Consider the following 22354-nt stretch of genomic DNA (forward strand, 5'->3'; position numbering starts at 1 on the left):
ATTAACGCCGGCGCAACGTGGCCGCTGGTTCAGATCCCGCGGTGGAAGGTCACCGTGAAGCCGCTGCACTCGCGGCATTGGCGCATGACCTGGTTGCCCGGTTCGGTGTCGTGCTTGGACCAGGCGTAGGCCTTCGGGCAGCGGTTCGAGACGGCGTCGCTGTACGGGGTTTTCGCGTCCCGGTTGGGATTCGTGCACAGGATCGGCTTGCCGGCGCCGTCCCTGGTCAGGTTCTCCGGCGGGCACACCTCGAGCAGCCGTTCCGAGCAGCCGACCGCTTCGCATTCGGTGCCACCGGGCGGCACCTGCGCGTCGCGCGGCTCGATGGTGATCGACAACGACACGGCGTTGACGTAGCTGACGTTGTACCAGGGCGCCAGCGGGTCGGCGCGGTGGAAGTTGAATTCGGCGAGGCTCGCCGGTTGCTCTCCGGTGACGCAGCGGTCGGCCAGATTGCCGCAGTCACCGATTTCGCAGCGGAACGTGCTGCCGGGAGTCCCGGTGCAGTTATGGCGGGCGAAGAACTTGCCGCGCCAATACGCGGGGTCGCCGGATTCGGGAATGGTGACCGTGGCCTGCTGCGTGTCGTGCAGCTGGGGGAGTCCGGTGAGATTACGCGAGCCGTCCGCGTTGACCGCGCTGCCGATCCAGATGGTCTGGCCGGACCGGTTGACGAAGGTGACGGTGTGGTCCGCCGCCGCGGCCACGGCGGTGTTCCCGGACATCCCGGACATCCCGGTCGCGATCATCAACAGCGTCAGCACCGCGTGCACGATCTTGCGCATTCGCCGCCTCCTGGAGTCGTCGCTCCCCGATTATGGGGCGCTCGGCCAATTTCCGGCGCGACAGAAAACCGGACAGGTCTTCACCACCCGGTTGACCACTTCGTCGGCGGCGCCCGACGATGACGCCGGACCGGGAGGAATCGCCGTGAAGTCGTTCACCCGCAGGGCGGCTGCCGCCGCACTGCTACTGCTGCTCACGTTCCTGGTGTGCCCGCCGGCCGGAGGTGTGGCCGCGAGCAAAAAGGGCGTCAGCGTGAACACCGTCGCCGGGGTGAACGAGGCGCTGCGGGACGTGCGCGCCGGCTGGTTCTACAACTGGGCCGCCGACCTCCAGGGCGTCGCCGAACCGGAGGGCACCGAGTTCGTGCCGATGATCTGGGGCTCCGGCGCGGTCACCCCCGAGCAGCTGGCGAAGGCCAAGTCACTGGGCACGACCCTGCTGGGGTTCAACGAGCCCGACATGGCCGGGCAGGCGAACCTGACCGTCGAGCGGGCGCTGGACCTGTGGCCGCAGCTGCAGGGCACGGGGATGCGGCTGGGGGCGCCCGCGGTCGCCTTCGGCGGTGATCAGCCGGGTGGCTGGCTCGACCGGTTCATGTCCGGTGCCGCCGCCCGCGGCCTCCGGGTCGACTTCATCCCGTTGCACTGGTACGGCAGCGACTTCTCCGCAGCGGCCGTCGACCACCTGCGCGGTTACCTGCAGGCCGTCCACAACCGTTACGGGAAACCGATCTGGCTCACCGAATACGCGCTCATCGACTTCACCCAGGGCACCCCGCGCTACCCGACCCAGGAGCAGCAGGTCGCCTTCGTCAAGAACTCCAGCGCGATGCTCCAGAGCCTGCCGTTCGTCGAGCGCTACGCCTGGTTCACCCTGTCCACCGCCACCGCGCCCACCGGCCTGTACGACGGCGCCACCGCGAACACCAGCGGCCAGGCCTACCGGTCGGCGGGCTGACGGGGCGCTGGACCGGCGCCTGACACAGCGTCACGGTGGCGCCCATCGCCAGTGCGGCATCGATCGCGGCCTTGACCGCGGGCTGGCCGACGAACTCGTCCCGGATGCCGTCGGTGCGGAACGCGATCTCGAAGGACCAGCCCCGCTCGCAGCGCTTCCAGGTCCACCGGACCGCGCGGTCCGCGAGCGCGGTGGTGAGGAAGTTCGGACCGTATCGGCGGCGCCAGCCGCTCACCGACGCCACGGTGTGCCGGACGTCGAGGCGCAGTCAGGGATCGGTGATTCCGGGAAAGGTCACCCCGGCATTATGCGCTTCGACCGGGTGAACGCGTCACTCGAGTTGTGGTAGCTCGATCCGGTGTTGAGGTGTGTCGGTGCGCGGACCGGGCCGCTGGTCCCTGACACTGCGTCGGTGATGAACACGTCGATGGAGGATGCCGGTCGCTGCCTGTTGTCCGTGGCCTGGAACATGCGCGGCAGCAGCCCCGCCCGTGAGTACTCGCGCGGTGAGGAGATCCGCGAGCACCTCCGCCTCGTGTGCCGGTCGACCGGTCACGCCGCCTGTGCCTGGGCTCGTTCGCACGGCGTGGGGTCCGAAGAGGACTATCTGCCGTTCCTGCGGCTGGCCGATCTGGCCTACGAGATCGACATGTTGCTGCTGCTGGCGTCCAGCCGCCTGGTGCCCGACGTGGAGCGCGACCTGCGACGATGGGCCGAGATCGAGGAACTGCTGGTGCGCGCGGAGCAGCTGGCGGAGAGCACCGCGAGGTTCCTGCGGGGCCCGGTCGCCGGCTCGATCGTGGTGGCCGGCTGACCGGAGTGCTCGATCCTAGGCACGAGGCGGCGGGAGAAGCGGATGAGGCGGGCGTTGGTCCTGGGCGGTACCGGCGGGATCGGCCGGGCGGTGGCGCGGCGGTTGCTCGCCGACGGCTGGCGCGTCGAGGTGACCGGTCGTACCCGGGTGCCGGAGGAGCTGGTGGCCGCGGGTGCCGAGTTCAGCCGGGTGGAGCGGGATGACGTCGCCGCGGTGCGGGCGGTGTTCGGGGATGGGGCGGATCTTCTGGTCGACTGCACGTGTTTCACCGCGGCGCACGCGGAATCGCTGCTGCCCCTGGCTCGTCACGCGACCTCGACGGTGATGTTGTCGAGCAAGGCGGTCTACGTCGACGGTCAGGGGCGCCACGTCAATTCCGCCGAGGAGCCGCGGTTCGGCGGGCCGGTGACCGAAGCGCAGCCGACCCTGCCGCCGGGCACGATGCCCTACGACTCGCCGGAGGGTTACGGGCCGAACAAGGTCGCCGCCGAGCGGACCCTGCTGGACAGCGGGCTCCCGGTGACCGTGCTGCGTCCGTCCAAAGTGCACGGTGAGGGCGTGTCGGCGCCGCTGGAGTGGTACTTCCTCGAGCGTGCCCTGGAGCGGCAGCCGGAAGTGCTGCTGGCTCGTCGCGGCCGGGGGATCGACCATCCGTCGGCCGCGGTGAACATCGCGGCGCTGGTCGCCGTGGTCGCGGACCGGCCGGGAGCCCGCATCCTCAACGCCGCCGACCCGGACGCGCCCGACGGGCTGGCGATTTCCCGGATCGTCGCCGCGTCCGCCGGGCACAGCTGGCGGGAAGTGCTGCTCGACGACGACGCGCCGCCGGACCTCGGACGCCATCCGTGGGACCGGGTTCCGCCGATCGTGCTGGACATGAGCGCCGCCCACGCGCTCGGATACCGGCCGGTGGGCGACTACGCGACCACCGTGCAGGCGGAGTTGCGCTGGCTGCTCGCCAGAGCGCCTATGCCTGGGCGGTCGGTCGGATGATCACCTCGTTCACGTCGACGTCCTCCGGTTGCTCGATGGCGTAGGCGATGGCACGGGCGACCGCGCGCGCCGGCATGGCGATCTGGTCGCGCAGGTCCTCCAGTCGCGCCTTGAGTTCCGGGCTTTCCATGGTGCTCCCGAAATCGGTGTGCGTGATGCCCGGCGACACGATGGTCACCCGCAGCTCGGGCCCGGCTTCCTGCCGCAGGCCCTCGGAGATCGCCCGCACCGCGAACTTGGTGCCGGAGTACACCGCCTGCCCGGGGACCGTGCGGAGCCCGGACACCGACGCGGTGTGCACGAACTGCCCCGACCGCTGCTCGCGGAACACCGGCAGCGCCGCCGCGATGCCGTGCAGCACGCCCTTGATGTTGACGTCGATCATGTCGTCCCAGCTGTCCACGCGCAGTTCGTCCAGCGGCGAGACCGGCATGATCCCGGCGTTGCCGACCAGCACGTCGAGACGTCCGAAGCGGGAGCGCGCCAGGTCGACCAGCGCCTGGACGTCGGCGCGCTCGCGCACGTCGGTGATCAGCCAGGCCACCTCACCACCGGCCGCGGCGATGCGCGCGGCCAGTGCTTCGAGCCGGTCCGGCCGCCGGGCGCCGAGCACGACCTTCGCCCCGCGTTCGGCCAGTAGTTCCGCGGTCGCCTCGCCGATGCCGGCACTCGCGCCGGTGATCGCCACGACCTTGCCCTCAACCATGTGTTTTCCTCCATGTGATAGCCCTATCGCTTGCTAATGTACGAGGGCTATCGCATCGAGGTCAAGGAGGGGTCATGCCGGGCAAGCGCGGGTACCACCACGGCGACCTGCCCGCCGCGCTGATCCGGACCAGCTTCGAGGTGCTCGCCGAGCAGGGGCCCGCGGCGTTCTCGGTGGCGCAGGTCGCCCGCCGCCTCGGGATCAGCACCGCTTCGCCCTACCGGCACTTCCGCGACCGCGACCACCTGTTCGCCGCGGTCGCCACCGCCGCCGCCCGTGAACTGACCGAGGCCGTCCGTGCCGCGGTGGACGGGGCCGGGGACGACCCCGCCGAGCGGTTCGCCGTGGCGGGATCGGCGTACCTGCGGTTCGCGGTCGGGCGCGGGGTCGGGTTCGACGTCATCTACGCGGCCGACCTGGCGGCGCTACGGGACGAGGACCTCGCCGCGGCCGGGCGCGAACTGATGGACCTGTTCACCGGACTCGCGGAGGACACCGGCGAGCGGAGCAAGCCGGAATCCCTGGAACTGGTGGCGAATCTCATCGCGCTCGCGCACGGTTACGCGGCGCTGTACCGGAACGGGCTGTTCGCCGCGGGCCGCTACAGCCTGGACGATCTGCTCGCCCAGACCGAGAACGGCGGGCGCGCGCTGGCGGCTTCCAGGCCCCGTTGAACGCGGTGTCGTTTCGAATTCCCGATGAAACAGGACTTTCGCAGGTGCCGGATTCCCGGACCGGGTGATTAGCGTTCCCGCCATGCGTTCCGCAGCCACCGTGCTGATCACCGCCGCCGCGCTGATCGGCCTTTCCGCCCCCGCCCAAGCCATCGTCGACGGTGAGTTCACCGAGTCGGCGCCGTGGTCGGCCCGTCTTTACCAGGACGGTTCCGACGGTTACTGCACCGCCACCGTGCTCGGCCCGGAGTGGATTCTCACCGCCCGGCACTGCATCGGCGGAAATCACCAGTGGGGTTTCCGCGTCGGAAATGTCGAACACGCGAAAGGCACTTACGTCGACGCCGCGCCGAACGGGGTCACCGTGCACGACAATGCCGATCTCGCGCTGGTGAAGCTCGCCGAACCGGTGCAGGCGCCCGCGGTTTCCCTCGGCAACCTCGACTCAGTGGACGCGGGCGACACCGTCACCATTCACGGCTGGGGCGACACCGGCGGCGGCCAGCAGTCGCCGCGGCTGAAGAACGCCAAGCTGGAGGTGACCAACACCGGCGCCATCGACGCCTACGACGGCCGGGCGATCAACGGCAACCGGATCAACGGGGTGTGCGGCAGCGGCGACTCCGGCGGGCCGATGTTCACCGCCGACGGTGTCCAGGTGGGCGTGCTGTCCACCGGCAACAACACCAGCTGCCAGTACACCCACGTCGGCGCCTACCGGGACTGGATCAGCTCGGTCACCGGCTGACGCGCGCGGCCTCTATAGTGCTAGGTAACTAGCTAAATGGAGGCTGTGGTGCTGGAGTTCCACCTGGACGGCCGGTCGGGGCTGTCGCCGTACCAGCAGATCGTGCGGCAGGTCCGGCACGCGCTGCGCCTTGGCCTGCTGCACGAGGGCGACCAGCTGCCGAAGGTCAAGGACGTGGTGGCGGCGCTGGCGATCAATCCGAACACCGTGCTCAAGGCCTACCGCGAACTCGAGCACGACGGCCTGGTCGCCGCGCGGCCCGGGGTGGGCACCTTCGTGACGGCGACGCTGTCCGGTGGTTCCCCGGCCGCGCTCGGGCCGTTGCGGCAGGACCTGCGCCGCTGGCTGGCCAAGGCCCGGCTGGCGGGCCTGGACGACGAGAGCATCGAGGCGCTGTTCACCGCCACGTTTCACGACGCGTCCAAAGAGGACATAGCGTGAGCGTGCTGCGGGCGCGTGGTCTCGGCAAACGGTACCGGCGCCGCTGGGCGCTGAACGGGTGCGCGCTGGACATCCCGGCCGGGCACGTCACGGGATTGGTCGGGCCGAACGGTGCGGGCAAGTCGACCCTGCTCGGTCTCGCGGCGGGCATGCTGGCGCCGAGCGCGGGCACCATCGAGGTGTGCGGCGGGGTGCCCGGCAGCGGGCCGGGGCAGCTGGCCAAGATCGGGTTCGTCGCGCAGAACACGCCCGTGTACGCGACGCTGACCGTCGAGGAACACCTGCGCCTCGGCGCGCGGCTGAACCCGGGCTGGGACGGGGCACTGGCCGCCGAGCGGATCGACCGGATCGGGCTGGATCCGGCGCAGCGGGCGGGAAAGCTCTCCGTGGGCCAGCGCGCGCAGCTCGCGCTCACGCTCGGCATCGCCAAGCGCCCCGAACTGCTGCTGCTCGACGAGCCGGTCGCCGCGCTCGACCCGCTCGCGCGCCGGGAGTTCCTCCAGGACCTGATGGCGGCGGTGGCCGAGCACGGCCTGAGCGTGGTGCTGTCCTCGCACCTGGTCTCCGATCTGGAACGGGTCTGCGACCACCTGGTGGTGCTGGTCGATTCCCGGGTGCGGCTCGCCGGTGAACTCGACGAGCTGCTCGCCACCCACCACCGCCTGACCGGCCCGCGGCGCGACCCCGGCACGCTGCCCGCCGGGCAGGAGGTCATCTCGGCCAGCCACACCGAACGCCAGACCACCGTGCTCGTGCGCACCACGGAACCGATCCTCGATCCGTTGTGGACGGTCAGTCAGGTGGGTCTGGAGGACCTGGTGCTGGCCTACCTGCGTGCCCCGGCTCCCGGCCGCCCGGCGCTGGAGGTTGTGCGATGACGTGGCTGGCGTGGCGCCAGTTCCGCGTCCCGCTGGTGTCGATGTGCGCCACGCTCGCGGTGATCACGGTGTTCCTGCTGCTGTTCGGCCGCCGCGAGGAGGAGCTGGTCTACCGGGGCGGGCAGGTCGCGCTGTACCTGTTGCCGGCGGCGATCGGGGCGTTCTGGGGCGTTCCGATGATCACGCGCGAACTGGAGGCGGGTACGCACAACCTGGCCTGGAACCAGTCCGTGTCGCGCGCGCGGTGGCTGGCGGTCAAGCTGGGGCTGGGCGTGGTGGCGGCGATGATCGCGGCGGGATTGCTGAGCGCGGTGGTCGGCTGGTGGGTCGCGCCGATCGACGCCGCGGCGGCGGCGGACCCGGACAGCGGCTTCGTGTCACGCATCGAGGCCGCGATGTTCACCGCGCGCGGGATCGTGCCGATCGGGTATGCCGCGTTCGCCTTCGTGCTGGGGGTCGCGGCCGGGCTGGTGCTGCGCCGGACGGTCGCGGCGATGGCGGTGACGCTGGTGCTGTTCACCGCGGTGCAGGTCGTGGTGCCGCTGGTGGTGCGCCCGCACCTGTTGCCCGCCACCGAGGACGTGGTGGCGCTGACCGCGGTGAACATCGAAGGCGTGCAAGTCGACGAGAACGACGTCCCGGCCGTGCTGCGGGTGGTGCGTCCTGCCGGGTCTTGGGTGCTGGCCGACGAGACGGTGGATCCGCGGGGGCGGGTGGTCAGCCCGCTGCCCGAGGCGGTGCACGGCTGCATGCCGCCGGCGCAGCCCGGTGTGCTGCCGGATCTCGATCGGATTCACGGGTGCTTCGCGCAGCTGTCCGATCTCGGCTACGAACAGCATCTGAGGTACCAGCCGGCGTCGCGGTTCTGGCCGTTGCAGTGGCTGGAGACGGGGTTGTTCCTAGTATTGACCGGGTTGCTGACCTGGTTCTGCTTCCGGCGGCTGCGTCACGTGTCCTGACGGCGCAGTACGGGCAGAGCGAGCAGAAGCGCGGCCAGGCGCAGGGCGGCGGCGACCAAATAGGGCGCGTGCGGCCCGAAGCCGTGGGCGACGAACCCGCCCGCCAGCGCACCCAGCGGCATCAGGCCCCAGCCCAGTGCCCGGTAAGCGCTGTTGACGCGGCCGAGCAGGCCGGGCGGGACCAGTTGCTGGCGCGCGCTGACCGTCACCACGCTCCAGATCGTGGTGAGGAATCCGTTCGCGGCGAGCAGGAACGCCAGCGCCGTCGCGTTCGGTGCGAGGCCGATCCCGGCGAAGACCACGGCATTCAGCGCGAGCGAGACGATCAGCGCCCGGGTCTCGCCGACGACGCGCAGCAGCCAGGTGGTGGTGAGCCCGGCGAGCACGCTGCCGATCGCGGCGGCGGTGAGCAGCAGGCCGTAGCCGGTAGCGCCGAGGCGCAGGTCCTGGGTGGCGAGCAGGACGAGGGTCGAGTTCGCCAGTTGCCCGGCAAAGGTGTTCACGCCGAGCAGCAGGGCCAGAGTGCGCAGCAGGCGGTGCCGGGCGAGCCAGCGCAGGCCGTCGGTCATCACCGTGCGCGGGGGAAGCGGGCGCGTCGCGCGTGGCAGCGTGGCCAGCAGCACGGCTGACGCGGTGAGCGCGGCGGCGTGCAGGCCGAAGGGCAGGGCCGCGGCGACGGCGAACAACGCACTGCCGAGCGGTGGACCGGCGAACTGCTGCCCGATCGTGGTGACGGCCTGCTGGGCGCTGTTGGCGCGGTGCAGCGATGCGGGTGCGACGAGATCGGGCACGACGGTCTGGGTGCCGTTGCCGACCAGGACTTCGCAGGCGCCGATGGTGAACGCCAGCAGGACCAGGGCGGCGAGGCCGAGCTGACCGACCGCGGCGAGCAGGCCCACCAGCACCACCTGCACGGCCTGGGCCCGCCACATCAGGCTGATCCGGTCACCGCGGTCGAGCATCGCCCCGGCGGGCAGCGCGAACAGCATCCACGGCAGGAAACCGGCGGCCGCGACCAGGGTGACGTGCCGGGGATCCGGGGACAGCGACACGGCCAGCAGCGGGAGCGCGGTGCCGGACACGCCGGTGCCGATGCTGGTGCAGCCGGTGGCCCACCACAGTCTGCGAAAGGACATGCGCGCATGCTCGCCGCGACCGGCCGGAGCCGGACACCATTGAGCGCTGGGCTGCATACTCGGCGGGTGCCGATGACGATCGAGCTGGGCGTGAGCGAGCTGGCGGCGACCCGGTTCGCCCTGTCTCCGCTGTCCGAGACGGTCGCCGGGCTGCGGTCGCTGGGCATGCGGGAGCGGGCAACCCGGTGGAACCGGTGGGCGGAAGCGGAACTCGCGCGGGCGCCCCTGGACCTGACGTGGACTTGGCCGTTGCTGGCCGGTGACCGCCCTGGCTGGCCGAACTTCCTGGTGCCCGCCCCGGCGACGGCTCGTCCGTCCATTGAGGACGATCTCGCGGCGCTGGTGCGGACCGGCCCCGACGACGTGCGCGCCAGCCTGCGGCGGGTCTTCGGCGAGGACCTGCCCGCGCTCGCGGCCGAACCGGAACGCGGGCTGCGCGTGGTGGCCGCCGAGCTGCGGGTGGCCCACGACCGGCTGATCGCGCCGCACTGGCCCCGGATCCGCGCGGTGCACGAGGCCGACGTGGCCTACCGGGCGCGGATGATGGCGGCCGGTGGAGCTGAGCGGTTGTTCGCCGGGCTGCATCCGAGCGTGCGCTGGTCCGTCAGCGGGCTGACGGTGACGGGGACCGGGCGGGTTCGCCTCGGGCCCGGCGGGCTGGTCCTCGTGCCCATGGCGCTGGGGCCGTCGAACGTGCTCGTCAAGCGGCACACGGCGACGCAGACGACGATCCGGTACCCGGTGCGGGGCAGCGGTGAGCTGTGGGCGGATCGCACCCGGCCCGTCGTGCCCGGCGCGATCCGCCTGCTGGGCCGGGCACGGGCGGAGTTGCTGGCCGCGTTGCGCGTTCCGGCGACCACCACGGACCTGGCCACCGCGCTCGGGGTCACGCCGAGCGCGGTGTCGCACCACCTGCGGGTGTTGCGGGAGAACGGTTTGGTCGCGCGTGAGCGCACCGGCCGCACGGTGCACTACGCGCTCACGCCGCTGGGGCGGTCGTTCACCTGAGGTCGTGCTTGTCCAGCCAGGCGGCGATGGCGGCGGCGACCGCCTCGGGCTGGTCGTCGGGGGTCTGGTGCCCGGCGATGAGATCGTGCGCGGCGATGTCGAGCCCGGCGATGTTCCGCTCGCACCAGTCGATCAGCTCTCGCGTGAGCATGGCGCCGTGGGACGACTGGAAGGTGAGCAGCAGTTTCGGCACGTCCGGGCTGGTGGCGAGCCACTCGTCGTACCGCTCGACCCGGCTGACGACGTCGGCGGGATCACCGTCGAGCGGCATCATCCGCGCCCAGCGCAGCAGCGGCAGGCGGGATTCGGGCGTCGGGTACGGCTGCCGGTAGGCATCGAGGTCGGCTTCGGTGAGCCCGGTGACGATGCCGGGCATGGACTCGATGAACGCGTTCTGCTCCAGCATCAGCTCCTCGCCCGCGCCGGGGGTTTTGATGGTGCGGAACAGGTCGCGGCCGGCTTCGGGGAACTCGGCCCAGCTCATCGGCTTGACGATGGTCTCGGTGAAGGCGAGGCCGCGGACCCGTCCGGGGTGGCGGGCGGCGAAGTCGAAGGCCAGCGCGCCACCCCAGTCGTGCCCGACGAGCACGACTTCGCCGAGGTCGAGCGCGTCGAACCAGGCGTCGAGGTAGCGGGCGTGGTCGTCGAAGGTGTAGTCGATGCGGGGTTTGCCGGAGTCGCCCATGCCGATCAGGTCCGGGGCCAGGCGCCGCCCGGGATCGCCGACCGCGGGCAGCACGTTCCGCCACAGGTAGGACGAGGTGGGATTGCCGTGCAGGAAGACGATCGGCGTACCGGTGCCGGTTTCGCGGTGGGCCATGGTCGAGTCGAGAACGCGCCTCACTTGAACACCGCCGCGTTGCGAGCCGCCCAGTCGGCGAATTCGCGTGGTGGACGGCCGAGGACACGCTGGATGTCCGGGCTGACCTCCTGCTCGGAGGGCTGGGGCTCACCGAGGATGGCCAGGGTGGCGTCGGCGACGTGTTCGGGCATGAAGCCGAGCAGCTGCGCGCGGGCTTCGGCGCGGGTCTGCTCGTGGAAGTCCACCGGTTCACCGAGCGCGTCCGAGATCGCGGCGGCCTGCTGCCGGGGCGTGATCGGAGCCGGACCGGTGAGCACGTAGGCGTTCCCGTGGTGGCCCGGCTCGGTGAGTGCCGCGGCGGCGACCTCGGCGATGTCGACGGGATCCACCGTCGGCAGGGCCACGTCGGCGAAGGGCGCGGCGGCCAGGCGCCGGGTCCGGATGCTGTCGGCCCAGGCGAAGGTGTTGCTGTGGAAGCCACCCGGCCGCAGCACTGTCCATTCCGGACTGAATCGGCGGACGGCGGCTTCGGTGCCGGGGGAGTGGCGGCCGGTGGCCACGCCCACCGAGGACAGCAGCACCACGCGCCGGATCGGGGTCCCCCGCACCAGTTCGGCGACCTCGGTCAGGTCGGCGCCGCCGGGGGCCAGCAGGAACAGCGCCGAAGCGCCGTCGAGTGCGGGCCGCAGGGATTCCGGCAGGCCCAGGTCGGCGTTGAAGTGCCGCACGCCCGGTGCGCCCACGCCGCGCGACACGGTGGTCACCTCCTCGCCCGCGTCGGTCAGCGCCTGTACGAGCGGCCGTCCCACGTTGCCGGTCGCGCCGGTTACCACGATCATTCTGTGCTCCCTTGTGCTTGGTATGTCCAAGGAAGCTACCGGCGTCGGTATAGTAGGTACCTAGAGGAAAGTACTGGGCGGAGGGCCGGATAGTGATCGAGAGCACAACCACCCCGGAGCTGGCTTGCCCGATCGCGCCGGTGGTCGACGTGGTGTTCAGCCGCTGGACCACGCCGATCCTGTGGGCGCTGCACGAGTACGGCAAGCAGCGCTTCGTCGAGCTGGAGCGCCGCATCACCACCATCACGCCCAAGGTGCTCACCCAGCGGCTGCGGCAGCTCGAACGCGACGGGCTGGTGGTGCGCACCTACCACCCGGAGGTCCCACCGCGGGTGGAGTACGAGATCAGCGAGCTGGGCCGGAGCCTGTCGCCGTTGTTCGCCGCGTTGTCGGAGTGGTCGGTCAACCTGCCCCAGGTCGAGCTGTCCAGGGCGGCTTACGACGCCCGCGGCGGCCGCCGCTGAGCCGGTAGCGCTGCAACAATTCCCGCGGTGCCGGCCACTGACCGGTGTGATGACCGCGAGAACGGAACGGGTGGGGATGGACCAATCCCATCAACCCGACACAGAACTGTGGCGATGCGCGGCACTGGGGGATCAGGACGCCTTCGCCGCCTTGTTCGAACGACATGTGCGGGCGGTGTGGAACCACGCCTACCGGCTGACCGGTTCCTGGTCGGTGGCCGAGGACCTGGCTTCGGCGACCTTCCTGACCGCCTGGCGCAAACGGGGCGAGGTGGCGCTGGTCAACGAGTCGGCGCTGCCGTGGCTCTACAAAGTCGCCGGCAATCTGGCGCGCACCGAGCACCGCGGCTCGGCGCGCCGACTGCGGCTGGTCCGGCGGGTCGGGCAGGAGCAGGTGGCCGATCACGCCGAGGCGGTGGTGGACCGCCTGAGCGCGGGTGAGCGGGTGCGCGCGCTGGCCGCCGCGGTGGCCGCGCTGCCGAAGGCCCAGCGGCGGGTGGTCGAGCTGTGCCTGCTCGGCGAGCTGCCGGTGCCCGACGCCGCCCAGTTGCTCGGCCTGGCCGAATCCTCGGTGCGGGCCCATCTTTCGCGGGCGCGTGCCCGCCTGCGCACGGATCTGGAGGGAACCCGATGAGCGACTTCGACCTCGACCTCCCGCCGCGGCGGGAACTGCCGGACTCGGTGCGTGACAGCATCCGGATGACGCTCCGCGACGGCATGGATCAGCCGAGTCGCCGTTCGTGGCGCGGCCCGGCGGTGGCCGCGGCGGCGGTGGCCGGGCTGGCCGCGGGCGCCATCGTGGTGACGAGCGACCTCCGTGCCCCGGACAAGACGCCCGTCGCGGCGCCGTCGATTGACGAAACCGCCCTCGACCGCTGCTGGGCGGCATTGAAGGCGGCGGGCAAGGACACGACGTTCCCGTCACGCGACACCTGGGAGACACTGCACGCGGTGCAGCCCAGGTACGACCCGCCCCGCGTGACCGTGCTGGTTCGCGTGCAGGGCAAGCCGCTGGTGTGCGACACCACGGACACCACGGTGACGGTGTCGGACCCGGACGCGCCCCTGAACTACGCGCCCGGCACGTCGATCGCGGCGGTGCTGGCGCTTCCGACCGGGCTGCTCGCGGGCGTCTCCAAGAGCAGCCCGGAGCTGCGGGCGAGCTACACGCCGGACATCGACTTCCCGGCCACGGTCAGCGACAAGGCCGGCTGGGGGGACGGCATGTTCCTCTGGTTGCGTGCGCCGCGGTCGGCGTCGGCCACCTACAGCGTGGGGGACGCGCCACTGCCGGCCGCACCCCCGCCGGTGTTGCAGGTGGTCGACCGCCCGGTGGCGAACGTGGACCGGACCAGCGAGCGGGGCCGGTTGCTCGGGGAGTGCCTGGCCGAATCCGACACCAAGGTCGCCGACGCGGAGGCCTTCCAGCCGGGCGTGATGCTGACCGAGGGGGCGACGAAGGTGCTCACCGGGCGATTCGAGGACCGCGTGGTGTTCTGCGCCGCGGATGCCCGGCAGTACCTCGTGGAGGAAATGGCGGTCCCGCCCGGCACCGATCCCGGGGTGATCCACAGCGTCCGCGCGTTCGTCAAGGGGATCAACCGGTCCGCTGACGGGCCTTCGCAGCAGGTCGCGGGTGGGCTGGTGCCGCCGGAGACGGTGCGGATGGAGGTGCGGCGCCCCGCCGGCGCCCCGCCGCTGACGCCGGCGGTCGCGGGCGGCACGTTCGCCGTCGTGCTGCCCGAAGACCTCCGGATCGACGAGACCGGTGATCGGCAGGACGAAGTGATCGTCGTGCTCTACGACGCGCAGGACAGGGTGATCCAGGAACAGTCGATGAAGTTCCCGGCCGGCTAGCGCGGTTTGAGCTGGCGCAGCGTGTAGCCGCGGCCCTCCGGGTCCAGCGGACGGGTCGCCTGCTTGAACAGGTATTCGGCGCGTTCGTAGGACAGCCTGCGGCGGCCGGTCTCGGGACAGAGATCGGCCGCCGCAGGCGTGCGGGCCGGGGCGGGACGGCGGTCGGCGAGGAACAGCGGGCCCCGGGTGCGGCCGTCGAGCAGCTGGGGGAGCAGCCGCGCGGTGCCCGAGCGCCAGTTCACCCAGGTGCCGTCGACCTCGGCGCGGCGGTCTTCCAGGTCCAGGTCCTCGATGTCGAGCGAAAGCACCGTCCGAACCCCGGCGGCGGATTCGTGCAGCAGCCGCCACAGGGTCCGCTCCCGCAGCGGCAGGTCCTGCGACCACAGCGCGTCGAGCCGGGCCGGTGCGATGGACGGGGTGCGTGTGCCGGTTTCGGCGCGGCGTTCCAGACCGGCGGCGAGGTCGTCCATGCCGGCCCAGGCGGCGAACGAGCGCATCGCCGAGCGGTGCCGGTTCCAGGTCTTGGCCGCCGCGTCGCCCCAGGCGGTGGTGAACACGCGGGTGATCTGGTCAGCGGTCAGTGACGCCATCGGCAGCTGGTCGCCGAGGGTGGCGCGCAGGCGCCGCAGGGTCTGGCCGTAGGAGCGCACGGTCTCGGTGTCGAGGGTGTCGCGGGCGAGGAAGTCCGCGGCGGCGTCGGCGAGGGTGCGCACCGGCCGGCCCCCGATGGGCAGGCCGTCGGCCCGGCGTTGCAGGAACGCGCGTTCGGCCGCGTTGCGGGTCAGCGCGGCGGCGCGCTGGAACTCCACCCTGGCTTCGTCGTGGCGTCCCAGCTCGGCCAGCAGGTCGGCACGTACGCCGGGCAGCAGGTGGTAGTCCTGCAACGCGGGGTCAGACAGCAGCGCGTCGGCCATCGCGAGCCCGGTGGCCGGGCCGTGTGCCCTGCCGTAGGCGACCGCGCGGTTGAGCTGCACGATCGGGGTGGGCACGAGCCGGACCAGCGCGTCGTAGAGCGTGGCGATCTGCGTCCAGTCGGTGTCCTCGGCGGTGCGGGCCTGCGCGTGGCACACCGCGATCGCCGCCTGCAGCACGTACGGGCCGGGTTTGCCGCCGGCTTCGCGGGCCCGCAGCATCGCGGTGAACCCGCGGCGGATGAGCAGCCGGTCCCAGCGGCCGCGGTTCTGCTGGTGCAGCTGGATGGGTTCACCGGAGGGACCGGTGCGCGCGGCCGAGCGGGACTGCTGGATCTCCATCAGCGCGACCAGGCCGTGCACCTCGGCCTCGCCGGGGGCGAGCCGGGCCAGCAACCGGCCCAGCCGCAGCGCCTCCAGGGTCAGCCCCGGCCGCATCAGGTCGTCGCCGGAGGTGGCGGAGTAGCCCTCGTTGAAGATCAGGTAGATCACTTCGAGCACGGACGACAGGCGCCCGGCGAGTTCGGCGCGGCCGGGCAGTTCGAACGGCACGCGCTCCTCGGCCAGCGTGCGCTTGGCGGTGGCCACGCGCTGGGCGATCTTCGGTTCGCTGAGCAGGAACGCCCTGGCGATCTCGGCGGTGGTGAGGCCGCCGAGCAGCCGCAGGGTCAGCGCCACCCTGGCCGGGGCGGGCAGCACCGGGTGGCAGGACAGGAACATCAGGCGGAGCACGTCGTCCTGTTCGGGCTCCGCCGCCGCCTCTTCTCCGGCTGCTTCGACCTCGTCGAGTTCCTCCAGGCGCCGCGATCGCCGCAGGTGGTCGATCGCGCGGCGCTTGGCCACGGCCATCAGCCAGGCGCCCGGATTGTCCGGGACGCCTGACTCCGGCCATTGCTCGAGTGCGGCCACGAGGGCGTCCTGCGCCATCTCCTCGGCGAGGCCGACGTCGTGGACCAGCCGGGTCAGCCCGGCCACGATCCGGGCCGACTCCAGCTTCCAGACCGCGTCGATCGAGCGGTGGGCGTCCATCGAGCGCTAGCTGTAGACCCGCTGGATCACGCTGCGGCTGTTGCCGACCATCTTGACGAACCGCCGGGCGATCTCCACGGCCTCCTCCTCGCTGCGGACCTCGACCAGCGCGAACCCGCCCACCTCCTCCTTGGCCTCGGCGTACGGGCCGTCGGTCACGGTGATCTCGCCACCGCTTTCGCGGACCTCGATCCCGGCGAGTGCCATGCCGCCGGCGGCCAGCAGCACCCCGGAGGCGGTCAGTTCCTCGATCCAGGCCCCCATCTCCGCCTCGAGGTTCGGGTTGGTGGTCTCGCCGGTCGGGTTGGACATCATCAGGAAGCGCATCGCCATCTCCTTCGTTCGGTTGCCTTCGCTGACGCGTCGAACAACCCCTGTGACAGGGAATGTACCCGTTCCCTGTCACATCGCGGCAGCGACGCGTCAGCGAAATCGGACTCCTCCCCGAAAGGACCTGGCAATGGCCACCACTACGACCACCACCACGACCACCACCGCTTCCCGTCCCGCGATCTCCACCCGTTCCCTGCTCGCCTGCGCGGTGGCCGCCGCACCGCTGTGGGCTTCGGTCTCCCTGATCCAGGCGGCCACCCGCGACGGCTTCGATCTGACGCAACTGCCGCTGAGCATGCTCAGCGTGGGCTCGCTCGGCTGGGTGCAGATCGTGAACTTCCTGGTCGGCGGCCTGCTCACGGTGCTCGGCGCGGCCGGGCTGCGCCGGGTCCTGCCCGGGCGGTGGGCGGCACGGCTGCTCGCGGTCAGCGGCGCCGCCATGATCGGCGCCGGGGTGTTCACCATGGACCCGGCCGACCCGTTCGGCGGGGCGAGCCTGGGGCACATGGCCGCGGGCACGATCGGCTTCGCCACCCTGGTCGCGGCCTGCTACGTGCTGGGCAGGCAGTTCGGCCGGGCCGGGGACCGCCGCCGGGCCATCGCCTCCCACATCGCCGGGACCGCGCTGCTGGCCGGGGACCTGTGGGCGATGAGCGGGGGCACCGCGGGCTCGCTGACGCTGGCGATCGGCTGGATCACCGCCCTGCTGTGGATCTCCTTCGTCGCCGCCCGGTACCGCTCGCGCCAGGCTGGTTGACCCTGACACGGTGTCAGGTCATAGACCAACCGGCATGGACTACTACGGCAACGTTCCCTACTGCTACGCCGACTCCGTGGCGATGATGCTGTCGGTGCACGGAGACCGGGTGCGCCCCGGGCTGATCGAGGCGCTCACCGGCGTCGGGCTCGGCGCGCTCCGCGTCCCCGAGGACGGGCGGGTCTTCTTCAGCGCGATCACCCCGCCCCAGGGCATCGACGCCGCGCTCGGCCTGCTCGGCTGCGCGTTCACCGGCACGCACGGCCCCGCCGACGGCCCGGTCGACGAGATCCTCCGCAAGGAACTCGCGACCGGGCCGGTGCTGCTGGGCCCGCTCGACATGGGCCACCTGACCTACCTGCCCTTCCACCGCGAGGTCCCCGGCGCCGATCACTACGTGGTCGCCTACGACCTCGACGACGAAGGCGTGTTCCTGCACGATCCGGCCGGATTCCCCTGCGCGCGGCTCGGGTTCGCCGATCTGGAGGCCGCCTGGCGCGGCGAGCGGGTCGAGTACGAGCACGGCGTCTACCAGCGCTGGCGCGAGATCGGCCGGTCGCGCGAGGTGGACTACGGCCAGGCTCGCGCGTTCTTCAGCGAGATCTACCGGGACAACCCCGGTGCCGGTGACACGATCCGCCTGCTGGCCGCGGACCTGCGCGGGCTGGTCGCGCCGTCGCTGGGCGGGTTCCTCACCGCGTTCGCGCTGCCGCTGGGCTCGCGGCGGGCGCTGGACTTCGCGGTGTTGTTCGAGCAGGGCGGTGACGACGAGCTGGTGACGGCGAAGACCGAGCAGGCGCACCTGTTCGCCCGCGCTCGGGCGGCCGGTCTCCGGAACGAGTGGGCCGAGGCCGCCGACGTCGTCGAGAAGCTCGCGACCTGCGAAGACGCCATCGAGCGCCTCCTGCTCAAAGATAAACCGAGTACGCGGTCTATTATTCGGTGACATGACGCGCACCTCTTCCTCGACCGTGGTCGCGATCGCTCGCGGCTGGCGGGCGCTGGGCTGGCTGCTCTGCCCGGTGCTGGGCGCGGCGCTGCTCTGGGGTCTCAAACTCGCCGCCGGCTGGGTCACCACGCTGACCTGGTTCCCGTTCCAGGGACCGTTCCGGCTGGTGGAGTCGATCCCGGAGCCCGCCGCCACGCTCGGCGCACTGGGCATCGGGGCGGCAGCGGGCCTGGTGCTGGCCTTCCTGGCCGATCTGGACCTGCTCAGCCTGGAGATCGACGCCACCGGGGTGGTGCTGACCCGCGCCGGCGAGAGCGAGCGGTTCGAGCGCGCCGCCGTCGGCGCGGTGTTCTTCGACGGCGGCAAGCTCGTGCTGGTCGGCACCGCCGGGGACGAGCTGGCACGCGAATCCTCGGACCTGCCCAAGAAGCGGGTCCGCGCGGCGTTCGAGGAGCACGGTTATCCCTGGCACGCCGACGGTGACCCGTACCGCGAGGACTACCGGCTCTGGGTGGAGGGCACACCGGAGCTGTCGGACCGGGCCAACGCGCTGCTGCGGGCTCGCAAGGAGGCGCTGGCCAAGGACCAGGGTGACGAGGTCAAGGAGTTGCGCCGGGAACTGGTGAAGGCCGGGGTGTTCGTCCGCGAGGAGAAGAAGCGCCAGTACTGGCGGACGACCCCCGGCTGACAGCCCCCGTCAGCGGATGGTGCGAGCTTGGTCAGCGTCCCCGCCGAACCTGGGGTCATGACCAAGAACATCCTGATCTCCGGCGCGAGCGTCGCCGGTCCCGCGCTGGCCTACTGGCTGCACCGGTACGGCTTCACCCCGACCGTCGTCGAGCGCGCGCCGGGGTTGCGCGGCGGTGGTTTCGCCGTGGATTTCCGTGGTGACGTGCATCTGCGGGTGCTGCGGGAGATGGGCATTCTCGACGAGGTCCGGCGGCGGCAGACCAATATGGGCGACCAGGTGGTCGTCGACGCCGCCGGCAAGCAGCTGGCGAAGCTGCCGTCGTCGTTCATGAGCGGTGACGTCGAGATCGAGCGCGACGAGCTGAGCCGCCTGCTGTACGAGCGCACCAGCGACCACACCGAGTACCTGTTCGGCGATTCGATCGCGTCGATGACCGAGAGCGCCGACGGGGTGCGGGTGTACTTCGAACGCGGGGAACCACGCACCTTCGACCTCGTGCTCGGCGCGGACGGGCTGCACTCGAACGTGCGGGCGCTGGCGTTCGGGCCCGAGTCGCGGTTCGTCCGGTTCCTGGGGTACTACGTGGCCGCGTTCGAGATGCCCGACTTCCTCGGCCTCGACCACAGCGGGCTGATGTACAACGAGCCGGGCCTGGGGGCGAACATCGGCAGCGCGGGCGGCAAGACCGACGGCGGGTTCGTGTTCCCGTCGGAGCGGCTGGAGTACGACCGGCACGACCTGGACGCGCAGAAGCAGCTGGTCGCCGATCGCTGCGCGGGGGCGGGCTGGGAGGTGCCGCGGCTGCTGGAGGCGATGTGGGCGGCGCCGGAGATGTACTTCGACTCGATCAGCCAGGTGCGGATGCCCGGCTTCCAGCGCGGCCGGGTGGCGCTGGTCGGCGACGCGGGCTACGGCGCGACGCTGGGCGGGCTGGGCACGGGCACCGCGCTGGTCGGGGCGTACGTGCTGGCCGGTGAACTCGCCGTCGCGCACGGGGACCACCGGGTCGCGTTCGCCCGCTACGAGGAGCGGATGCGCGATTACGCGGCGGGCTGCCAGAAGCTGGCCGAGGGCGCGGGCCCGTTCCTCGCCCCGCCGACGCGGCTGCGGATCTGGCACCGCAACCAGGTGTACAAGGCGCTGTCGTGGCGGCGGCTGGCCGGGCTCTTCGACGGCATGACCACCAAGGCGGCCAGGAACGTCACGCTCCCGGACTACCGGCCCGCACCGCGCTCGGCGGCACCCCGCGAATCCGCTTGAACGCGACGCTGAAGGCGAACGCGTCCGCGTAGCCGACCTGGCGGGCGATCGAGCCGAGGCCCGCGCCGGAGTCGGTGAGCAGGTCCGCGGCCAGCGTCATCCGCCAGGCGGTCAGGTAGGCCAGCGGCGGTTCGCCGACCAGCGCGGTGAACCGCCGGGCGAACGAGGCGCGCGAGAGCCCGGCCGCGGCGGCGAGCGAGGCGACCGTCCACCCCTGGTCCGGTCGCTGGTGGATCAGGCGCAGCGCGTGCCCGACGGCCGGATCGGCCAGCGCCCGGTAACCGGCGGGCGCGCGGGTGCCGGGGTCGGCGAACCAGGTGCGCAGGACCCGGATCAGCAGCAGGTCGAGCAGGCGGTCCAGCACGGTCTGCTGGCCGGGCTCGTCCTTGGCGATCTCGCCGGTGAGCATGCCGAGCACCGGGTCGTCGCCGGCGGGCACGGTCAGCGCGGGCGGCAGCACGTCCAGCACCCGCCCGGCGGTGCCGCCGCGCATCGAGTAGGCGGCGGTGATCAGCAGTGAGGACCCGCCGGGCGTGCCGTAGGTGCGGGTGCCGAGCTTGAACCGGTCCCCGGCCGACGCGGGGTCGTCGCCCGCGGCGTAGCAGCGATTCTCCCCGTCGATGACGATCCCGGGTGTGACGTCGGGACTGTCGCCGACGGTGAACCCGCCGCGCACGAGCGCGATCTCCCCGGCTTCGAACCGCAGCGGGGCGCCGCGGCCGGGCACGATCCAGGCGGCGCCGTCGGCCAGGGCCAGCAGCATCAGCGGCCGCGGCTCGTCGAAGCGCAGGCCCCACGGCGGGGAGCAGACCGACTGCACGAACAGCGAGCCGTGCGCGCGGACGGTGGCGAGGTAGTCGTCGAGCGGATCCACGGTTGAGACGATGCCACATGGATGGGCGCTTTTCGACCATGGTCCGTCTCAGTGGATCTTGCTTGGCTGTAGCCATGACCAACGCACCGATCCTCCTGCTCGGCGGCCTCGGCAAAACCGGCCGCCGCGTCGCCGACCGCCTCGAAGCACGCGGGGTGGCTTTCCGCGCGGCCTCCCGTTCCACCCCGATCCGGTTCGACTGGGACGACGAGTCCACTTGGGACACCGCACTGGCCGGTACCGGCGCGATCTACCTCGTCCCGCCCGCCGAGCACCTCGACATCGCCGCGATCGGCCCACTGCTGGCCCGCGCGGGTGATCGCCGGGTCGTGGTCCTGTCGGCCAGGGGCGCCGACTACGCCGGTGAACCCGCGCTCGAACGCGCGGTGCGCGAGAACAGTCCGGAGTGGACGGTCCTGCGCCCGTCGTGGTTCGCGCAGAACTTCAGCGAGGGCGTCTTCGCGGCCGGGATCGAGGCCGGGGAACTGGCCCTGCCCACGCGCGACGGCCGGGACGCCTTCATCGACGCCGAAGACATCGCCGACGTCGCCGTGGCCGCGCTGACCGAGGACGGCCACGGCGGGCAGATCTACGACCTTTCCGGGCCGGAGGCGATCTCGTTCCCGGACGCGGTCGCGCGGATCGCCGCGGCACGCGGGCGCCCGATCAGCTTCGGCTACCGCACGCCCGCCGAGTTCGCCGCGACCACCCCCGGTGAGCTGGGCCAGTTCCTCGGCGCGCTGCTCGGCGGGATCGCCCAGGGCAACGCGGATTACGTCAGCGACGGCGTGCGCCGGGCGCTCGGCCGTGAGCCGCGGTCGTTCGACGACTTCGTCGCCAGGACGTTCAGCCCGGAGCCCTCAGAGCCCGTCCAGGCCTGAGCGCAGCAGGCCGAAAGCCTGATCCGCTTCGGCGGCGGCCGCGGGGTGACGCGCCGCGGCCGCCTCGCCGGCGGTGATGTGCCGGTGGTTCTCCAAGGCGAGCAGGCGCTGCACGGTGACGATCTGCCCGGCGGCGAGCCGGGGCGCGAGGTCGTCGCGACCGGTCGCCTCGCGCAGCGCGGTGGCCAGTGCGTCGACGGACTGGTCGGTGAAGCGCGACATGCCCGCCAGCAGCGCCGGAGTGTCGTAGATGAGCCGGTTGAGCGCGAGGACTTCGGGTTCGTCGCACAGCCCGGTGATCGGGTCCCGCCGTTCGAGCCCGGCCAGGAAGTGCTCGTGCAACGCGGCCAGCGGCGGCCGCCCGCCCGCGGCGCGCACCACCCCGGCGGCTTCCTCGCGGTGGTCGGCGAGCCGGTCGATGACCAGGTCCTCCTTGGCGGGGAAGTACTTGAACAGGGTCGGCTTGGACACCTCGGCGGCCGCGGCCACCTCGGCCACCGAGACCCGGTCGAAGCCGGCGTCGAGGAACAGCGCGATCGCCGCGTCGGAGATCGCCTGGCGCGTGCGCAGCTTCTTCCGTTCCCGAAGGCTCATGGGCGCATGCTAG

The 22354-nt window shown here is 71.9% G+C and carries 26 protein-coding genes; 17 read left to right on the forward strand and 9 right to left on the reverse strand.

The window, feature by feature from the left end; translation table 11 throughout:
- Nucleotides 1-29: 29 nt before the first annotated feature.
- Complete coding sequence (locus tag YIM_RS24540; protein ID WP_153032582.1) at nucleotides 30-785, reverse strand: thaumatin family protein; 756 nt, start codon at nucleotides 783-785, stop codon at nucleotides 30-32.
- 145 nt (nucleotides 786-930) lie between these two features.
- Between YIM_RS24540 and YIM_RS24545 the strand changes: the two genes are divergently transcribed.
- The 3 genes from YIM_RS24545 (at nucleotide 931) to YIM_RS24555 (ending at nucleotide 3550) form a co-directional block, all read left to right on the forward strand.
- Nucleotides 931-1743, forward strand: coding sequence for a glycoside hydrolase family protein (locus tag YIM_RS24545; RefSeq protein WP_228004945.1), 813 nt, complete (start codon nucleotides 931-933; stop codon nucleotides 1741-1743).
- Nucleotides 1744-2158: 415 nt separating this feature from the next.
- Entirely contained in the window at nucleotides 2159-2557 is a 399-nt protein-coding gene (locus YIM_RS24550) for a hypothetical protein (protein WP_153037214.1), read from the forward strand.
- 42 nt (nucleotides 2558-2599) lie between these two features.
- Nucleotides 2600-3550 (forward strand): NAD-dependent epimerase/dehydratase family protein, encoded by a 951-nt coding sequence (locus YIM_RS24555; protein WP_153032583.1) that lies wholly within the window; start codon nucleotides 2600-2602, stop codon nucleotides 3548-3550.
- On the opposite strand, the gene YIM_RS24560 is transcribed toward YIM_RS24555, so the two are convergent.
- Complete coding sequence (locus YIM_RS24560) at nucleotides 3525-4256, reverse strand: SDR family oxidoreductase (RefSeq protein WP_153032584.1); 732 nt, start codon at nucleotides 4254-4256, stop codon at nucleotides 3525-3527. The two genes, YIM_RS24555 and YIM_RS24560, sit on opposite strands and share 26 nt — an antisense overlap.
- Nucleotides 4257-4330: 74 nt before the next feature.
- Between YIM_RS24560 and YIM_RS24565 the strand changes: the two genes are divergently transcribed.
- The 5 genes from YIM_RS24565 to YIM_RS24585 all read left to right on the forward strand — a co-directional run bounded on the left by YIM_RS24565 (nucleotide 4331) and on the right by YIM_RS24585 (nucleotide 7956).
- The gene (locus YIM_RS24565) at nucleotides 4331-4930 is read left to right on the forward strand and encodes a TetR/AcrR family transcriptional regulator (RefSeq protein WP_153032585.1); all 600 of its coding nucleotides are present in this window, start codon (nucleotides 4331-4333) and stop codon (nucleotides 4928-4930) included.
- 82 nt (nucleotides 4931-5012) lie between these two features.
- Complete coding sequence (locus tag YIM_RS24570; protein ID WP_153032586.1) at nucleotides 5013-5678, forward strand: trypsin-like serine protease; 666 nt, start codon at nucleotides 5013-5015, stop codon at nucleotides 5676-5678.
- 36 nt (nucleotides 5679-5714) lie between these two features.
- On the forward strand, nucleotides 5715-6119 hold the full coding sequence (locus tag YIM_RS24575; protein WP_153032587.1) for a GntR family transcriptional regulator: 405 nt from the start codon (nucleotides 5715-5717) through the stop codon (nucleotides 6117-6119).
- Nucleotides 6116-6997, forward strand: coding sequence for an ABC transporter ATP-binding protein (locus YIM_RS24580; protein WP_153032588.1), 882 nt, complete (start codon nucleotides 6116-6118; stop codon nucleotides 6995-6997). Before YIM_RS24575 ends, YIM_RS24580 begins: the two co-directional genes overlap by 4 nt.
- The gene (locus YIM_RS24585) at nucleotides 6994-7956 is read left to right on the forward strand and encodes an ABC transporter permease subunit (protein WP_153032589.1); all 963 of its coding nucleotides are present in this window, start codon (nucleotides 6994-6996) and stop codon (nucleotides 7954-7956) included. Before YIM_RS24580 ends, YIM_RS24585 begins: the two co-directional genes overlap by 4 nt.
- Here the strand turns inward: YIM_RS24585 and YIM_RS24590 are convergent.
- Nucleotides 7944-9092: an MFS transporter gene (locus YIM_RS24590; protein ID WP_153032590.1), complete on the reverse strand. Its 1149-nt coding sequence runs from the start codon at nucleotides 9090-9092 to the stop codon at nucleotides 7944-7946. The genes YIM_RS24585 and YIM_RS24590 overlap by 13 nt on opposite strands.
- Nucleotides 9093-9164: 72 nt before the next feature.
- On the opposite strand from YIM_RS24590, the gene YIM_RS49835 reads away from it, so the two are divergent.
- A complete protein-coding gene (locus tag YIM_RS49835) occupies nucleotides 9165-10100 on the forward strand; it encodes a metalloregulator ArsR/SmtB family transcription factor (protein WP_153037215.1) in 936 nt (311 codons plus the stop codon).
- On the opposite strand, the gene YIM_RS24600 is transcribed toward YIM_RS49835, so the two are convergent.
- Both YIM_RS24600 and YIM_RS24605 read right to left on the reverse strand, forming a co-directional pair.
- Nucleotides 10093-10944: a haloalkane dehalogenase gene (locus YIM_RS24600; RefSeq protein ID WP_228003985.1), complete on the reverse strand. Its 852-nt coding sequence runs from the start codon at nucleotides 10942-10944 to the stop codon at nucleotides 10093-10095. The genes YIM_RS49835 and YIM_RS24600 overlap by 8 nt on opposite strands.
- A complete protein-coding gene (locus YIM_RS24605; RefSeq protein WP_153032591.1) occupies nucleotides 10941-11741 on the reverse strand; it encodes an SDR family oxidoreductase in 801 nt (266 codons plus the stop codon). The genes YIM_RS24600 and YIM_RS24605 overlap by 4 nt, the downstream gene beginning before the upstream one ends.
- 92 nt (nucleotides 11742-11833) lie before the next feature.
- Here YIM_RS24605 and YIM_RS24610 point away from each other — a divergent pair, with 92 nt between their 5' ends.
- The 3 genes from YIM_RS24610 (at nucleotide 11834) to YIM_RS24620 (ending at nucleotide 14062) form a co-directional block, all read left to right on the forward strand.
- Nucleotides 11834-12205 carry a helix-turn-helix domain-containing protein gene (locus YIM_RS24610; RefSeq protein WP_194239735.1) on the forward strand — a complete coding sequence of 124 codons (372 nt, stop codon included), beginning with the start codon at nucleotides 11834-11836 and terminating at the stop codon, nucleotides 12203-12205.
- Between the two features lie 76 nt (nucleotides 12206-12281).
- On the forward strand, nucleotides 12282-12839 hold the full coding sequence (locus YIM_RS24615) for an RNA polymerase sigma factor (protein WP_153032592.1): 558 nt from the start codon (nucleotides 12282-12284) through the stop codon (nucleotides 12837-12839).
- Nucleotides 12836-14062 carry a hypothetical protein gene (locus YIM_RS24620; RefSeq protein WP_153032593.1) on the forward strand — a complete coding sequence of 409 codons (1227 nt, stop codon included), beginning with the start codon at nucleotides 12836-12838 and terminating at the stop codon, nucleotides 14060-14062. The genes YIM_RS24615 and YIM_RS24620 overlap by 4 nt, the downstream gene beginning before the upstream one ends.
- On the opposite strand, the gene YIM_RS24625 is transcribed toward YIM_RS24620, so the two are convergent.
- Both YIM_RS24625 and YIM_RS24630 read right to left on the reverse strand, forming a co-directional pair.
- Nucleotides 14059-16002 carry a sigma-70 family RNA polymerase sigma factor gene (locus YIM_RS24625; RefSeq protein ID WP_153032594.1) on the reverse strand — a complete coding sequence of 648 codons (1944 nt, stop codon included), beginning with the start codon at nucleotides 16000-16002 and terminating at the stop codon, nucleotides 14059-14061. The two genes, YIM_RS24620 and YIM_RS24625, sit on opposite strands and share 4 nt — an antisense overlap.
- A 6-nt stretch (nucleotides 16003-16008) precedes the next feature.
- Nucleotides 16009-16329 (reverse strand): YciI family protein, encoded by a 321-nt coding sequence (locus YIM_RS24630; RefSeq protein ID WP_153032595.1) that lies wholly within the window; start codon nucleotides 16327-16329, stop codon nucleotides 16009-16011.
- A gap of 133 nt (nucleotides 16330-16462) precedes the next feature.
- Between YIM_RS24630 and YIM_RS24635 the strand changes: the two genes are divergently transcribed.
- From YIM_RS24635 to YIM_RS24650, 4 genes are read left to right on the forward strand one after another with little or no spacing between them, the layout of a single operon-like run.
- Nucleotides 16463-17092 carry a DUF998 domain-containing protein gene (locus YIM_RS24635; protein WP_153032596.1) on the forward strand — a complete coding sequence of 210 codons (630 nt, stop codon included), beginning with the start codon at nucleotides 16463-16465 and terminating at the stop codon, nucleotides 17090-17092.
- Between the two features lie 34 nt (nucleotides 17093-17126).
- Nucleotides 17127-18038: a hypothetical protein gene (locus YIM_RS24640; protein WP_153032597.1), complete on the forward strand. Its 912-nt coding sequence runs from the start codon at nucleotides 17127-17129 to the stop codon at nucleotides 18036-18038.
- A 1-nt stretch (nucleotide 18039) separates the two neighbouring features.
- Nucleotides 18040-18729, forward strand: a complete 690-nt coding sequence (locus YIM_RS24645; RefSeq protein WP_153032598.1) for a hypothetical protein — start codon at nucleotides 18040-18042, stop codon at nucleotides 18727-18729.
- 57 nt (nucleotides 18730-18786) lie between these two features.
- Complete coding sequence (locus YIM_RS24650) at nucleotides 18787-19992, forward strand: FAD-dependent monooxygenase (RefSeq protein ID WP_153032599.1); 1206 nt, start codon at nucleotides 18787-18789, stop codon at nucleotides 19990-19992.
- Here YIM_RS24650 and YIM_RS24655 read toward each other — a convergent pair.
- Nucleotides 19934-20866, reverse strand: a complete 933-nt coding sequence (locus YIM_RS24655; RefSeq protein WP_153032600.1) for an AraC family transcriptional regulator — start codon at nucleotides 20864-20866, stop codon at nucleotides 19934-19936. The two genes, YIM_RS24650 and YIM_RS24655, sit on opposite strands and share 59 nt — an antisense overlap.
- Before the next feature lie 74 nt (nucleotides 20867-20940).
- Between YIM_RS24655 and YIM_RS24660 the strand changes: the two genes are divergently transcribed.
- Nucleotides 20941-21747 (forward strand): SDR family NAD(P)-dependent oxidoreductase, encoded by an 807-nt coding sequence (locus YIM_RS24660; protein ID WP_153032601.1) that lies wholly within the window; start codon nucleotides 20941-20943, stop codon nucleotides 21745-21747.
- Here YIM_RS24660 and YIM_RS24665 read toward each other — a convergent pair.
- The gene (locus YIM_RS24665; RefSeq protein ID WP_153032602.1) at nucleotides 21727-22341 is read right to left on the reverse strand and encodes a TetR/AcrR family transcriptional regulator; all 615 of its coding nucleotides are present in this window, start codon (nucleotides 22339-22341) and stop codon (nucleotides 21727-21729) included. The genes YIM_RS24660 and YIM_RS24665 overlap by 21 nt on opposite strands.
- Nucleotides 22342-22354 lie beyond the last annotated feature (13 nt).

This window comes from Amycolatopsis sp. YIM 10 (genome assembly GCF_009429145.1).
Classification (GTDB): Bacteria; Actinomycetota; Actinomycetes; order Mycobacteriales; family Pseudonocardiaceae; genus Amycolatopsis.